General features: G+C 73.5%; 12 protein-coding genes. 11 read left to right on the top strand and 1 reads right to left on the bottom strand.

The window, feature by feature from the left end:
- Window positions 1-18: 18 nt before the first annotated feature.
- Window positions 19-582: an HNH endonuclease gene (locus ADL08_RS27705; RefSeq protein ID WP_053647707.1), complete on the bottom strand. Its 564-nt coding sequence runs from the start codon at window positions 580-582 to the stop codon at window positions 19-21.
- Window positions 583-825: 243 nt separating this feature from the next.
- On the opposite strand from ADL08_RS27705, the gene ADL08_RS27700 reads away from it, so the two are divergent.
- The 11 genes from ADL08_RS27700 to ADL08_RS27650 all read left to right on the top strand — a co-directional run.
- Window positions 826-1,902 (top strand): mechanosensitive ion channel family protein, encoded by a 1,077-nt coding sequence (locus ADL08_RS27700; RefSeq protein ID WP_053647705.1) that lies wholly within the window; start codon window positions 826-828, stop codon window positions 1,900-1,902.
- A 282-nt stretch (window positions 1,903-2,184) separates the two neighbouring features.
- Window positions 2,185-3,399 carry an ROK family transcriptional regulator gene (locus ADL08_RS27695; protein WP_053647703.1) on the top strand — a complete coding sequence of 405 codons (1,215 nt, stop codon included), beginning with the start codon at window positions 2,185-2,187 and terminating at the stop codon, window positions 3,397-3,399.
- Window positions 3,400-3,439: 40 nt separating this feature from the next.
- Complete coding sequence (locus ADL08_RS27690; protein WP_053647701.1) at window positions 3,440-4,786, top strand: ABC transporter substrate-binding protein; 1,347 nt, start codon at window positions 3,440-3,442, stop codon at window positions 4,784-4,786.
- Window positions 4,787-4,802: 16 nt separating this feature from the next.
- Window positions 4,803-5,801, top strand: coding sequence for a carbohydrate ABC transporter permease (locus ADL08_RS27685; RefSeq protein ID WP_053647700.1), 999 nt, complete (start codon window positions 4,803-4,805; stop codon window positions 5,799-5,801).
- Between the two features lie 3 nt (window positions 5,802-5,804).
- Complete coding sequence (locus ADL08_RS27680) at window positions 5,805-6,677, top strand: carbohydrate ABC transporter permease (protein ID WP_053647698.1); 873 nt, start codon at window positions 5,805-5,807, stop codon at window positions 6,675-6,677.
- Between the two features lie 7 nt (window positions 6,678-6,684).
- The gene (locus tag ADL08_RS27675) at window positions 6,685-7,950 is read left to right on the top strand and encodes a 6-phospho-beta-glucosidase (protein ID WP_053647696.1); all 1,266 of its coding nucleotides are present in this window, start codon (window positions 6,685-6,687) and stop codon (window positions 7,948-7,950) included.
- Window positions 7,941-8,915 carry an N-acetylglucosamine kinase gene (locus ADL08_RS27670; protein WP_053647690.1) on the top strand — a complete coding sequence of 325 codons (975 nt, stop codon included), beginning with the start codon at window positions 7,941-7,943 and terminating at the stop codon, window positions 8,913-8,915. The genes ADL08_RS27675 and ADL08_RS27670 overlap by 10 nt, the downstream gene beginning before the upstream one ends.
- 345 nt (window positions 8,916-9,260) lie before the next feature.
- The gene (locus ADL08_RS27665; RefSeq protein WP_078968358.1) at window positions 9,261-10,688 is read left to right on the top strand and encodes a hypothetical protein; all 1,428 of its coding nucleotides are present in this window, start codon (window positions 9,261-9,263) and stop codon (window positions 10,686-10,688) included.
- 11 nt (window positions 10,689-10,699) lie between these two features.
- Complete coding sequence (locus tag ADL08_RS27660; protein ID WP_053647688.1) at window positions 10,700-11,743, top strand: glutamate ABC transporter substrate-binding protein; 1,044 nt, start codon at window positions 10,700-10,702, stop codon at window positions 11,741-11,743.
- 59 nt (window positions 11,744-11,802) lie between these two features.
- Window positions 11,803-13,107 carry a hypothetical protein gene (locus ADL08_RS27655; RefSeq protein WP_199837101.1) on the top strand — a complete coding sequence of 435 codons (1,305 nt, stop codon included), beginning with the start codon at window positions 11,803-11,805 and terminating at the stop codon, window positions 13,105-13,107.
- A 59-nt stretch (window positions 13,108-13,166) separates the two neighbouring features.
- Window positions 13,167-14,748 (top strand): serine/threonine protein kinase (locus tag ADL08_RS27650; RefSeq protein ID WP_234352284.1); only part of this gene is annotated, 1,582 nt, incomplete at its 3' end.

Below are 14,748 nucleotides of genomic sequence, written 5' to 3'. Positions count from 1 at the left end.
TCGCGCGAAAGGCCCGGCTCAACCCGTCGTGAGCGCCCCTACGGGGGTCTCCGCGACGGAGTCGATCCGGGCCATCACGTCCTCGGCGCCGTACGGCTGCAAGTACGGCAGCCAGCGGGGGTCCCGGTGGCCGGTTCCGATGATCCGCCAGGCCAGGCCGGTCGGCGGGGCCGGTGGGTGGCGCAGCCGCCAGCCGAGCTCGCGCAGGTGCCGGTCGGCCTTGACGTGGTTGCAGCGGCGGCAGGCCGCCACCACGTTCTCCCAGGCGTGCGTGCCCCCGCGGCTGCGCGGGACGACGTGGTCGACGCTGGTCGCGACGCCCCCGCAGTACGCGCAGCGCCCGCCGTCACGGGCGAAGAGGGCCCGGCGGGTCAGGGGAACGGGCCCCCGGTAGGGGACCCGCACGAAGCGCTTCAGCCGCACCACGCTGGGCGCGGGCACGACTTGGGTCTCGCTGTGCAGGAAGGCGCCGGACTCTTCGAGGCAGAGTGCCTTGTTCTCCAGGACGAGGACGAGTGCGCGGCGGAGCGGTACGACGCCGAGCGGCTCGTACGACGCGTTGAGGACCAGGACATGCGGCACGGATGCCTCCTATGACGCCGGCGGCGCGTGGCTCGCGCCGGGACGAACTGCTCTCAGTCTCTCCTCAGGCCTGGTCGGAGCGCCACCACGTATCACGACCGGGGTCGCGGGCCCGGAGTGTTCTCGACCACACCGGCCCCGCCGGCCTCCCCCCTCCCGCCCCTGGTGAGGTCCGTCTCTCCCCCGAGCGGGACGACGGGACCGCGTCCGGCACCCCGTTACTGTGGATGGCCTGCGTACGCGATGCCTGGAGGTTGTCCCGTGTCCTGGTCCGCCCTGGCGGCTGCCACCGAACCCGAACCCATGCCGGTGACCCTGGACGAGGCTGCCGAGCGGGCCACGAACGCCGCCACCTGGGTGGAGGAGAACTGGTCCACCTGGCTGAACACCGGCCTGCGCATCCTCCTCATCCTGGTCGTCGCGCTGCTCCTGCGGATGGCCGTCCGCCGGGCCCTGACGAAGCTGATCGAGCGGATGAACCGCTCGGCGCAGGCGGTGGAGGGGACGGCCCTGGGCGGTCTCCTCGTCAACACCGAGCGGCGGCGGCAGCGCTCGGAGGCGATCGGGTCGGTGCTGCGCTCGGTCGCGTCCTTCCTGATCCTGGGCACGGCCGGGCTGATGATCCTCGGCGCCTTCAAGATCGACCTGGCGCCGCTGCTCGCGTCGGCCGGTGTGGCCGGTGTGGCGATCGGTTTCGGCGCCCGGAACCTGGTGACCGACTTCCTGTCCGGCGTCTTCATGATCCTGGAGGACCAGTACGGCGTCGGCGACTCGGTCGACGCGGGCGTGGCCTCCGGCGAGGTCGTCGAGGTGGGCCTGCGGGTGACCAAGCTGCGCGGGGTGGACGGCGAGATCTGGTACGTGCGCAACGGCGAGATCAAGCGGATAGGCAACCTCAGCCAGGGCTGGGCGACGGCGGCCGTGGACGTGACGGTCCGGCCGACCGAGGACCTGGACCGGGTGCGGTCGGTGATCGTCGAGGCGGCCGAGGCCATGGCGAAGGAGGAGCCGTGGAACGAGCGCCTGTGGGGCCCGGTCGAGGTGCTCGGCCTGAACGAGGTGCTGCTCGACTCGATGACGGTCCGGGTCGCGGCGAAGACGATGCCGGGCAAGGCCCTCGGCGTGGAGCGCGAGCTGCGCTGGCGGATCAAGCGGGGCCTGGACGAGGCCGGCATCCGGATCGTGGGCGGGCTCCCGGCCCCGGCCGAGGAGGCTGCGGCCGACCCGACGGCGGGCATGGCGGCCCCCTCGGTCTTCGGCAACGCGACCTCGCCGCAGTCGGCGGCGGCGACCCCGCTGCCGAAGGACCTCTCCAAGTAGGTCCCGGCACTACCTGTCCGAGCCCCGGCTCCGTGCAGGTCCCGGTACTACCTGTCCGCACCCGGCTCCGTGCAGGTCCCGGCACTCCCTGTCCGAACCCCGGCTCCGCACAGGTCCCGGCACTGTCCGTTCGAGTTCCTCACGCGCCCCCGCGGGCAACGATTCCGTTGCCTTCGGGGGTTTCGCGCGTTCCCGGGTATTGACGGGCCGGTGACGGGCGAATTATTTTCCTTCCACTCAATAGGAAACCTTCCTAACAGTGCAAGGGCAGGTGCGCACCCGATGGCCGGTACGACTCCGGGGACCCCCGGCACGCCACGCGTGCTGCGGGCCATGAACGACCGGGCCGCCCTGGACCTGCTCCTGGAGCACGGCCCCCTCTCGCGGACCCGGATCGGCAAGCTCACCGGGCTCTCCAAGCCGACCGCCTCCCAGCTGCTCGCCCGTCTCGAAGCGGCCGGCCTCGTCGTCGCGACCGGCACCACCGAGGGCCGCCCCGGGCCGAACGCCCAGCTCTACTCGGTGAACGCGCGCGCCGCGTACGCCGCCGGACTCGACGTCACCAGCCGCCGCATCCGCGCCGCCGTCGCCGACCTCACCGGCGAGATCGTCGGCGAGTCCGAGCTGCCCACCCCCGGCCGTTCCGCCGCCGGGGTCGTCGGCCAGGTCACCGAGGTCCTCGACGGGGCCGTGAAGGCGGCCGGGATCGCCCGCGAGGACGTGCGGCGCCTGGTCATCGGCACCCCCGGCGCCTTCGACCCGGCCACCGGGCGCCTGCGCTACGCCTCCCACCTGCCCGGCTGGCACTCCCCCACGCTCCTGGAGGAGCTGGCCGCCGCCCTGCCGATGCCGTTCGAGTACGAGAACGACGTCAACCTCGTCGCCCTCGCCGAGCAGCGCCTGGGCGCCGCCCGGGGCCACTCCGACTTCGCCCTGCTCTGGAACGAGGAGGGCATCGGCGCCGCCCTCGTCCTCGGCGGGCGGCTGCACCGGGGCTTCACCGGCGGCGCGGGCGAGCTCGGCTTCCTGCCCGTGCCCGGCACCCCGCTCGTGCGCCAGGTCACCAAGGCCAACTCCGGCGGCTACCAGGAGCTCGCCGGCGTCCAGTCCGTGCCCCGGATCGCCCGCGCCCTCGGCATCGACACCCCCGAGCAGCCGTACGTGCCGGTGGCGTCCGGGCTGCTCGCGCACGCCGCCGGGACGGAGGGCGGGGACCCCCGGTACGCGGCCCTGCTCGACCAGTACGCCGAGCGGATCGCCATCGGGCTCTCCTCCGTCGTCGCCGTCCTCGACCCCGAGCTGATCGTGCTCTCCGGCGAGGTCCTCGTCGCCGGCGGCGAGCCGCTGCGCGCCCGCGTGCAGTCCGCGCTCGCCGACCTCGCCGCCTCCCGGCCGCGCCTGGTCCTCGCCGCCGTACCCCGGCGCCCCGTCCTGCGCGGAGCCCTCGAAAGCGCCCTCGCCGCCACGCGCGACGAGGTCTTCGACACGTCCCGCTGACCCCGCTTCCCCTCCGCCCCCGCCCCAGGGAGAACCCGCCATGCCCGCACGCCCGCGCCGAGCCGCCGTCGCGCTCGCCGCCACCGCCTCGGCCGCCCTCCTCGCCTCCGCCTGTACCGGCTCCACGGGCAGCGCGGCCGCCGACGACCCGGACGCGAGGACCACGATCACCTTCTGGCACGGCTGGTCGGCGCCCGCCGAGGTCAAGGCGATCGAGGCCAACGTCGCCCGCTTCGAGAAGGCCCACCCGAACATCGAGGTGAAGGTCGTCGGCAACATCAACGACGACAAGCTCGGCCAGGCCCTGCGCGCGGGCGGCTCGAACGGACCGGACGTCGTCTCCTCGTTCACCACGTCCAACGTCGGCAAGTTCTGCGCCTCGGGCGCCCTCGCGGACCTGAAGCCCTTCATAGAGAAGTCGAAGCTGGACCTGGACAGGACCTTCCCGAAGGTCCTCCAGGAGTACACGCGGTTCGAGGGCCGGCGGTGCAGCCTGCCGCTGCTCTCCGACGCGTACGGGCTCTACTACAACAAGGACGCCTTCCGGCGGGCCGGCCTCGACCCCGAGGCCCCGCCGAAGACCTGGTCCGAGTTCACCGAGGTCGCCGAGAAGCTGACGAGGACGAAGGGCGACTCGTACGAGCGGCTCGGCTTCATGCCGACCTACCTCGGCTACGAGACGGTCGTCTCGCACTACATGTCGCAGTGGAAGCACGGCGGGTACTTCGACCAGGACGGGAAGTCGGCCGTCGCGAAGGACCCGGCGTTCGCCGAGATGATGACGTACCAGAAGTCCCTGGTGGACGCCCTCGGCGGGTTCCGGAGACTCGACAGGTACCGCACCACCTTCGGTGACGAGTGGGGCGCCAAGCACCCCTTCCACACCGGGCAGGTCGCCATGCAGCTCGACGGCGAGTGGCGGCTGAGGTTCGCCGAGGAGGCGAAGCCCGGCTTCGAGATCGGGGTCGCGCCGCTGCCGGTCGCGGACGACGAGGTGGCCGAGTACGGCAAGGGCTACCTCTCCGGCACCATCATGGGCATCGCGCCGCGGAGCAGGAAGCAGAACGCGGCCTGGGAGCTGGTCGAGTACATGACCACGGACACCGACGCCGTGGTCGCCTTCGCCAACGACATCGGCAACGTGCCCTCCACCCTGGAGGCGCTGAAGTCCCCGAAGCTGAACTTCGACCCGCGCTTCAAGACCTTCCTGGACATCGCCCGGCACCCCGCCTCCACCACCTCGGACGGCGCGGTCAACGGCTCCGCCTACCAGGACACCCTCCAGAAGTTCTCCCAGCGGTACGAGAAGGGGCAGGTCACCGACCTGAAGAAGGGCCTCGCCGACACCGCCGCCCAGATCGACCGCGACATCGCCGCGGCGAAGTGACGGGCGGACACCGCCCATGAGCACGGACACCCTGCCCGCGCGGGAGACGGCCGCCCCGGCCGCCCCCTCCCCCGGAGGACGGAACACGCTGCGGTCCAGGCGCCGGCGCGACGCACTGCGCACCCTGGCGTTCCTGTCGCCCTGGCTGATCGGATTCGGCGTCTTCTTCGTCTATCCGCTCGTCTCCACCGTCTACTTCTCCTTCATGCGGTACGACGGCCTCAACCCGCCCGAGTGGCGGGGCCTCGACAACTGGTCGTACGTCTTCACCGGCTTCCCGCAGTTCTGGCCGGCCCTGCGCAACACCCTCTGGCTCTGCGTCGTCATGGTCACCTGCCGGGTCGTCTTCGGCCTCGGCGTCGGCCTGCTGATCACGAAGATCAAGACGGGCGCCGGGATCTTCCGGACCCTCTTCTACCTGCCGTACCTGGCCCCGCCGGTGGCCGCCACGCTCGCCTTCGTCTTCCTGCTCAACCCCGGCACCGGACCGGTCAACTCGCTCCTGGAGGCGGCCGGCCTGCCGGCCCCCGCCTGGTTCACCGACGCCGCCTGGTCCAAACCGGCCCTCACGGTCCTCGCCGTGTGGGGCGTCGGCGACCTCATGGTGATCTTCATGGCCGCGCTGCTCGACGTGCCGAAGGAGCAGTACGAGGCCGCCGAACTGGACGGCGCCTCCCCCCGGCAGCGGTTCCGCCACATCACGCTGCCCAACATCGCGCCGATCGTCCTCTTCGCGGTGGTCACCGGGATCATCGGCGCGATGCAGTACTACACGCAGCCGATCGTGGCCTCCAAGGTCGCCTCGGGGGCGATGGGCGGCTCCGGCGTCACCTTCGTCCCCGGCTACCCGGACGACTCCACGCTCACCCTGCCGCAGCTCGTCTACAGCCTCGGCTTCAGCCAGTTCAACTACGGCGTCTCCTGCGTGGTCGCGCTGGTGCTCTTCGTCTTCTCCATGGCCTTCACCGCGCTCCTGATGCGCCGGCGCGGCGGCCTGATCGGCTCGGGTGACTGAACCATGACCCTCACGGCCACCGCCCCGACCCCCGTGGCGAAGCGGGCCCGCCGCAAGGCGCTGCTGCACTGGATCGCCGTGCACGCGCTCGGCGTCGCCGCCGCCCTGTTCTTCGTCCTGCCGTTCGTCTTCGTGTTCCTGACGTCCCTGATGAGCGACCAGCAGGCGCTCACCCGGGACCTGACGCCCGACTCCTGGCACTGGGACAACTACGTCCGGGTCCTCGAGACCGAGGGCTTCCTCGTCTGGTGGCGCAACTCCCTGCTGTACGCCGGGCTCGGCACCGTCCTCGTCGTGGTGTCCTCGGTCCCCGTCGCGTACGCGCTCGCCAAGTTCCGCTTCCGGGGACGGCGCCTGTCGCTGCTGCTCGTCATCTCGATGATGATGCTGCCGCCGCAGGTCGTGATCATCCCCATGTACCTGTTCTGGGCGAAGCAGCTGGACCTCTCCGGCACCCTGTGGCCGCTGATCGTCCCGATGGCGTTCGGGGACGCCTTCGCCGTCTTCCTGCTGCGCCAGTTCCTCCTCACGATCCCCGACGAGTACGTGGAGGCCGCGCGGATCGACGGCTGCGGCGAACTGCGCATCCTGCTCAGGGTCGTGGTCCCGATGGCGAAGCCCGGCATCGCCGCCGTGGCCCTCTTCCAGTTCTTCTCCTGCTGGAACGACTACTTCGGACCGCAGATCTACGCCTCCGAGAACCCAGGCGCCTGGACCCTGAGCTACGGCCTGGAGTCCTTCAAGGGCGCGCACCACACCGACTGGAATCTGACCATGGCCGCGACCGTCCTGGTCATGGCCCCCGTGATCCTCGTCTTCTTCTTCGCCCAGAAGGCGTTCGTCGAGGGAGTCACACTGACCGGAGTGAAGGGCTGAGCCACACATGAAGCTCACTGTCGTGGGGGGCGGTTCCACCTACACCCCCGAACTGATCGACGGGTTCGCGCGGCTGCGCGACACCCTGCCGATCACCGAACTCGTCCTCGTCGACCCGGCGGCCGACCGGCTCGACCTGGTCGGCGGGCTCGCCCGGCGGATCTTCGCCAGGCAGGGGCACGACGGGAGGATCGTCACCACCTCCGACCTGGACGCCGGGGTCGAGGGCGCCGACGCCGTCCTGCTCCAGCTGCGGGTCGGCGGGCAGGCCGCCCGCGAGAAGGACGAGACCTGGCCCCTGGAGTGCGGCTGCGTCGGCCAGGAGACCACCGGCGCCGGCGGCCTCGCCAAGGCGCTGCGCACGGTCCCGGTGGTCCTGGACATCGCGGAGCGGGTCCGGCGCGCCAACCCGGACGCCTGGATCATCGACTTCACCAACCCCGTCGGCATCGTGACGCGGGCGCTGCTCCAGGCCGGGCACAAGGCCGTCGGCCTGTGCAACGTGGCCATCGGCTTCCAGCGCAAGTTCGCCGCGCTCCTGGACGTGGCCCCGTCGGACGTGCACCTGGACCACGTCGGGCTCAACCACCTGACGTGGGAGCGGGCGGTACGGATCGGGGGCCCCGGCGGCGAGAACGTGCTGCCCCGGCTGCTCGCCGAGCACGGCGACGCGATCGCGGACGACCTGCGGCTGCCGCGCCCGGTCCTGGACCGGCTCGGCGTCGTCCCCTCGTACTACCTGCGCTACTTCTACGCGCACGACGAGGTGGTGCGCGAGCTCGGCACCAAGCCCTCGCGGGCCGCCGAGGTCGCCGCGATGGAGAAGGAACTCCTGGAGATGTACGGGGACCCGGCGCTCGACGAGAAGCCGGCCCTGCTCGCCAAGCGCGGCGGCGCCTTCTACTCGGAGGCGGCCGTGGACCTGGCGGCGGCCCTCCTGGGCGGCGGGGGTTCGCCGCACCAGGTGGTGAACACGTACAACCGCGGCACGCTGCCGTTCCTGCCGGACGACGCCGTGATCGAGACGCAGGCGGCGGTCGGCCCGGAGGGCGCGGTGCCGCTGGCGGTCGCGCCGGTGGACCCGCTGTACGCCGGACTGGTCGCGAACGTGACGGCCTACGAGGACCTGGCCCTGGAGGCGGCGCTGCGCGGCGGCCGGGACCGGGTCTTCAAGGCGCTGCTCGCGCACCCCCTGATCGGGCAGTACGCGTACGCCGACGGCCTCACCGACCGGCTGATCGCGCACAACCGGGAGCACCTCGCGTGGGCGTGAACGGGACCCTCCTCGCGATCGACGCGGGGAACAGCAAGACCGACGTCGCGGTCCTCTCCGGGGGCGGCACCGTCCTCGGGGCGGCCCGCGGCGGCGGGTTCCAGCCCCCGCTGGTGGGGGTGGCGACGGCGGTGGACGGGCTCGCGGAGATCGTGGCGCGGGCGTGTGCCGACGCCGGGGTGCCGGCGGAGTTCGCGCACGTCACGGCCTGTCTCGCCAACGCCGACCTGCCCGTGGAGGAGACCGCGCTCCGGGACGAGGTGCTCTCCCGCGGCTGGAGCCGGTCCGTGCGGGTGCACAACGACACCTTCGCCGTCCTGCGGGCCGGGATCGACGAGCCCCGGGGCGTGGCGGTGGTGTGCGGGGCCGGGATCAACTGCGTCGGGATGGTCCCGGACGGGCGGACCGCGCGCTTCCCCGCGATCGGGAGGCTGTCCGGGGACTGGGGCGGCGGCAGCGGCATGGCCGAGGAGGCGCTGTGGTTCGCGGCGCGCGGCGAGGACGGGCGCGGCGAGCCGACCGAGCTGTCGCGGGCGCTGCCCGCGCACTTCGGCCTGGAGACGATGTACGCGCTGATCGAGGCGCTGCACCTGGGCCGGGTGCCGATGGAGCGGCGGCACGAACTGGCGCCCGTGCTCTTCCGGGTGAGCGCGGCGGGCGACCCGGTGGCGCTGTCGATCGTGCACCGGCTCGCCGAGGAGGTCGTGGCCATGGCCTCGGTGGCGCTCGGGCGGCTGGGGCTGCTGGACGGGCCGGCGCCGGTCCTGCTCGGCGGCAGCGTGCTCGCCGCGCGCCACCCGCAGCTGGAGGAGCGGCTGCGGGCGCTCCTCGCGGAGCGGGCGCCGAAGGCGGCGGTCGGCTTCGTGACGGCGCCGCCGGTCCTCGGGGCGGGCCTCCTCGCCCTGGACGAGGTGGCGGCGCGGCCGTCGGCCGCGGCCCGGCTGCGGGAGCACTACGGGGTGTGAGGCGGCCGCGGGGCGTCTTCGCCGGTCCGGCGGGGGCGCCCCGTAGCCGTGCTCCCCCGGCCCCGCAGCCGTGTTCCTCCGGCCTCGTACCCATGTTCACCTGTTCGAGCGATGTCCGGCGCGGAACCGATCGCCGGGCGGGGACGTATTCAAGGTGAGGGGATTCTCCTGCGGACGCGTGGGAGGCATGGGGCACGATAGGAGCCAGCAGGAACAAGATCCAGTCAATCCCGGTGTGCGGAAGGGCCCGTGCGGCCATACTGCTCGCCGGGTGGTCCTCCACCGGAGCCGGTCCGCCGGCGCTCCGGGGCGGACCGGCCTGTCAGCGACCGAGGGGGAGGTCAAGTGACACACCCGCCGAACGCGCCCGCCGCACCGGCGGCGCGGAGCACGGCCGCGGCGCCCGCGCGCCCGGCCGGCGTGCCCGCGCAGCCGTCGCCGGTGCCTCCCGCCGCGCCGCCCGCGGGGCGCGGGGCCTGGGCCGTGGGGCGGGAGCGGCTGCGGACGGCCACGACGACCGAGCCCGGCCGGCTCCAGATCCTCGGGGCCGTACTGGCGCTGCTCGTCGTCGCGTTCGGGGCCGTCACCGCGCTGGAGGTCACCGGCCGGGCCTCCGCCGCCGACGACGTCGTGGGCCGCAGCCAGCCGCTGAGCGCCGACGCCGCCGCCCTCTACCGCTCCCTCGCCGACGCCGACACCACCGCCGCCAGCGGGTTCCTCGCCGGCACCCTGGAGCCGGCCGGATCGCGCGAGCGGTACGCGAAGGACATCACCACCGCCTCCCGGCTCCTCGTCAAGGCCGCGGCGCACACGGACGGTTCGCCGGAGTCGGCCCGCGAGATCACCACGCTCGGCGAACAGCTCCCGCGCTACACGGGCCTCGTGGAGCGCGCCCGGGCCGCCAACCGGCAGGGCCTGCCGCTGGGCGGCGCCTATCTGCGGTACGCCAACCAGCAGATGACCGGCGTCCTGCTCCCCGCCGCCGAGCGGCTGTACGCGGCGGAGACGGAGCGGCTGCACCGGGACGACGACGCGGCCCGGACCTGGCCCCACGTGTCGCTCGCGCTCGGCCTGGTCGCCCTCGGCGCCCTCGGCTGGGCCCAGCGCCGCACCTACGCCCGCACCCACCGGGTCTTCAACCACGGGCTGCTCGCCGCCACCGCCGCCACGGGCGTCGTCCTGCTCTGGCTCGTCGCCGCGCACACCGTCGCCCGGGCCGGGCTGGACGACGCGCGGGCGCACGGGCAGGAGTCCCTCCAGGTCCTCAACACGGCCCGGATCAGCTCGCTCACCGCCCGCGCCAACGAGAACCTGACCCTGGTCGCCCGGGGCGCCGTCCTCACCGAGGACGGCAGGAACGACAAGTACGAGGCCGACTACACGGCGGGCATGGGCGCCCTGACGAAGGCGCTCGCCTCGGCGCGGGAGCTCGCCGACGACGACGCCGGCCGGGGTCCCGTCGACGAGTCCGCCGCCCGCACGGGCGAGTGGCGGCAGCGCCACAAGGAGGCGCGGGCGAAGGACGACGCCGGCGACTACGAGGGCGCCCTCGGCCGGATCGTCGGCGCGAAGGGGTCCACCGGGGAGTCCTTCGACCAGGTCGACGCGGCCCTGGAGCGGGCCCTCGCGCACGAGCAGGCCGAGTTCACCCGCTCCGCCGGGGACGCCCGGGGCGCGCTGACGGGGCTGCCCGCGGGCGCGGCGGCCCTCGGGATCCTGGGGGCGGCGGGCGCCGTCCTCGGCATCAACCGCAGACTGTCGGAGTACCGGTGAGAGGGGGAGGGATGTCCGAGGGCTCGGAGCCGCCGGGGCGGCGGGCGGCGCGGCGGCTGCGCGGCTGGGGCGGAGTGGCGGCCATGGCCGTGGCCTGCGGGCTCACCGCCTCGCTCACCCTGCTCCCGCTGGCGCGGCACGGCGGTGACGCGGCGGCCGCGCCCGGGACGGACCGGACGGCCGGATCCGGCACCGGCACCGGCACCGGCATCCAGGTGCGGGCGGACACCTGCCGGAACCCGGAGGCCTCCCTCACGCCCTCCACGCAGGACGGCCCGTCGATCCGGGCGATCAAGGAGCGCGGGAAGCTGGTCGTCGGCGTCGACCAGTCCAGCTACCGCTGGGGCTACCGGAACCCGGAGAAGGGCGTCCTGGAGGGCTTCGACATCGCCCTCGCCCGGGCCGTCGCCAAGGGCGTCCTCGGCGACGAGAACGCCGTCATCTTCCGGGCGATCCCCACCAACCAGCGGATCGCCGCCCTGGACAGCGGCAAGGTCGACCTCGTCGTGCGCACCATGACGATCAACTGCAAGCGGATCGAGCAGGTCGCCTTCTCCACCGCCTACTTCCAGGCCGGGCAGCAGGTCCTGGCGCCCAAGAGCTCCGGCATCACCGGCTACGACTCCTCGCTGCGCGGCAAGCGGGTCTGCACCGCCGAGGGGTCCACGGCCCACGAGGCCCTGGAGGAGAACTCCTTCGGCGCCGTCTTCAAGGACGAGGGCGACGGCACCAAGGACGACAGGGACCTGCTGACCGTCCCCAACCAGCTGGACTGCCTGGCCCGGCTCCAGCTCGGCGAGGTGGACGCCGTCGTCACCGACAACGCCCTCGCGGCCGGCCAGGCCGCCCAGGACCCGGCGGTGGAGCTGAAGGGGAAGCCGTTCACGAAGGAGTACTACGGGGTGGCGGCCAAGCTGGGCAACGACGACCTGGTGCGCCGGGTCAACCACGTCCTGGTGGGATACCGGCAGGGCCCCTGGCAGGCGGCGTACAGGCAGTGGCTGGAGAAGGACCTGCCCGGGATATCCGGGCCGCCCGCTCCCCTGTACAAGTAGCCGCCACGAGCAGTTCGCGCACACAAGACCCCCTGCACACACGGCGGAAGAGGTGACCGATGGGCGTCACGGGACCCCCTGGGCCGGTGATGGACCGGGACGAGGCGGACCGTGCGCTGGCGCGGCTCGGCGCCGAGCACAAGGCGGTCGAGGACTCGCTCCTCGCACTCCAGGACCACGCGGGCCGCAGGCTCCTCGAAGGGGCCGCGCTGACCGGCACGACCCGGGAGCGCTGGGCGGTGGCCGAGCGGACCATCACCCTGCTCTGGACCTGCTTCGACGTGTACACCGACGCCCTGCGGAACGCCCGCGAGGTGCGCGCGCGGCGCCGCTGGCCCGGCCGGGAGGAGCTGGTGGAGCTGACCGACCGGCTGCGCGGCGAGAGCGTCCTCGTCCCGGGCGGCGCGGGGGAGGAGGCGCTGCTGTCCGAGCGCTTCACCCTGGAGGGCCTGGTCCGGCGGATGAACGAGCTGTACGCCTCTTCGCTCGACCTGGTCGTCACCGCCGACGCGGTCTGGTCGGCGCTGCCCGCCCGGATAGACCTGCTCGCCGCCGAGCTGGGCCGGACGCGGTCCCTCGCGCACTCGGTGGGCGTGCGGCCGGGCGAGCACCCGGCCGGGGACGAGCTGGAGGAGATCACGGCCGAGCTGGGCCTGCTGCGCTCCCAGGTGATCACGGACCCGCTGGCCTTCTGGCGTCCGGCGGCGGGGAGTTCGGCGCCCGGCGGGGGCCGCCCCGACACCGGGCGGTACGACCGGGCCGCCCTGGCCCTGGAGGACGTGCGGCGCGAGATCGAGGCCGTCCTCGCCGTCCGGCAGGACTCCGAGGACCGGCTGCTGCGGCTGCGGGACGTGCTCTCGCGGGCGGACCGGACGCTCGCCGAGGCGCGGTCCGCGCGCGGCGAGGTCCTGGCGAAGATCGCCGCCTCCGAGGTGCCGGCCGTCAGCGGTCCCCCGACGGCGCTCCAGGAGCGGCTCGTGGCCGCCGCCGAGTACCGCAGGCACGCCCAGTGGCACCGGCTCTCCCCGCTCCTGGACTCCCTGGAGCGGGAGGCGGAGGAGGAACTGCTGCGGGCCCGCGAGTCGTTGACGGCGGTCACCGCGCCGCTCGCGGTCCGGGCGGAGCTGCGCGGCCGGCTCGACGCGTACAAGGCGAAGGTGGCGCGGCTCGGCGCGGCGGAGGACCCGCTCCTGATCGAGCGGTACGACACGGCCCGGCGGATGCTGTGGAGCGCGCCCTGCGACCTGCGGGTCGCGGAGGAGGCGGTGCTGCGCTACCAGCGGGCGGCGGCGGAGGTGCTGTCCGCGCCCGGGGGCGCGGAGGGCGCGGGGAACGCGGAAGGCGCGGGAGGACGGCAGTGGTGAGCGGGGAGACGGGTGTGGGGAGCTGCCAGCGTCCCTCGTGCGGGGGCTCGTACGAGGACATGGGCGGCGGCGAGCTGTACTGCGACACCTGCGGGCTCGCGCCGGTCGTCGCGCCCGGCGGGATGATCGGCTCGTCGCCGACCGGGGTGGCCGTGCCCGGCCGGTCCTCCCGCACGGGGACGGGCGTCGGCGGGCCGGACTCCGCTTCCTCGCGGAGCGGTTCGCGGGCCTCCTCGCGGGCCTCGTCCCGCTCCTCGACCTCGCGCCGGTCGGTCTCGGGGCGCCTGTCGCGCTCGCTCTCCGGTCGGTCCACGGGCCGTTCGGTGTCGGTGCGCAGCTCGGGCTCGTCGACCGGGCAGTCCGCCCGGAACCGGCTGGGCGCGGGCCTGGTCACGATCCCGGAGGTGCCGCGCCCCGACCCGCGGGGCGCGGTGATGGAGAACCCCGAGGTCCCCGAGCGGAAGCGGTTCTGCTCGCGCTCCGACTGCGGCGCCCCGGTGGGCCGTGCGCGGGGCGACCGGCCGGGCCGCACGGAGGGCTTCTGCACCAGCTGCGGGCACCCGTACTCCTTCGTGCCGAAGCTGCGCTCCGGGGACATCGTCCACGGCCAGTACGAGGTGGCGGGCTGTCTCGCGCACGGCGGTCTGGGCTGGGTCTACCTCGCCGTCGACCGGGCCGTCTCGGACCGCTGGGTCGTCCTCAAGGGCCTGCTCGACACCGGCGACCAGGACGCCATGGCGGCGGCGATCTCCGAGCGCCGCTTCCTCGCGGAGATCGAGCACTCCAACATCGTCCGGATCTACAACTTCGTCGAGCACCTCGACCAGCGGACCGGCTCCCTGGACGGCTACATCGTCATGGAGTACGTCGGCGGCAAGTCGCTCAAGGAGATCGCCAACGGGCGGCGCACGCCGGACGGGCGGCGCGACCCGCTGCCGGTGGAGCAGGCCTGCGCGTACGGGATCGAGGCCCTGGAGGCGCTCGGTCACCTGCACAACCGGAACCTGCTGTACTGCGACTTCAAGGTCGACAACGCCATACAGACCGAGGACCAGCTGAAGCTCATCGACATGGGCGCGGTCCGGCGGATGGACGACGACGAGTCGGCGATCTACGGCACCGTCGGCTACCAGGCGCCGGAGGTGGCCGAGGTCGGCCCGTCGGTGGCGAGCGACCTGTACACGGTGGCGCGCACGCTCGCCGTGATGACCTTCGACTTCCAGGGCTACACGAACGTCTTCGTGGACTCGCTGCCCGACCCGGAGAACATCACGGTCTTCCGGACGTACGAGTCGTTCTACCGCTTCCTGGTCCGCGCCACCGACCCGGACCCGGCGCGCCGGTTCGCCTCCGCGCAGGAGATGGCCGAGCAGCTGACGGGCGTCCTGCGGGAGGTGGTGGCGCTCCAGTCGGGGCGGCCGCGGCCGGCGCTGTCGACGCTGTTCGGCACGGAGGTGCGGGTCACGGACACGGAGCTGTTCGCCGAGCTGACGGAGGACGTGTCCCTGCTGGGGGCCCGGCGGACCGGGGGCGGGAAGAGACTTCCGGGACAGAGGACGAGGACGAGAACGGGACCGGGTGCGGGCCCAGGGGCGGGAGCGAGGCTGGAGCCGGGAGCGGGGTCGGGGCCGGGGCTCGGGG

Source organism: Streptomyces sp. NRRL F-6492, assembly GCF_001280125.1.
Taxonomy (GTDB): Bacteria; Actinomycetota; Actinomycetes; order Streptomycetales; family Streptomycetaceae; genus Streptomyces.
The sequence above is the reverse complement of the archived record's forward strand: the minus strand, read 5'-3'. Positions and strand labels throughout refer to the sequence as shown.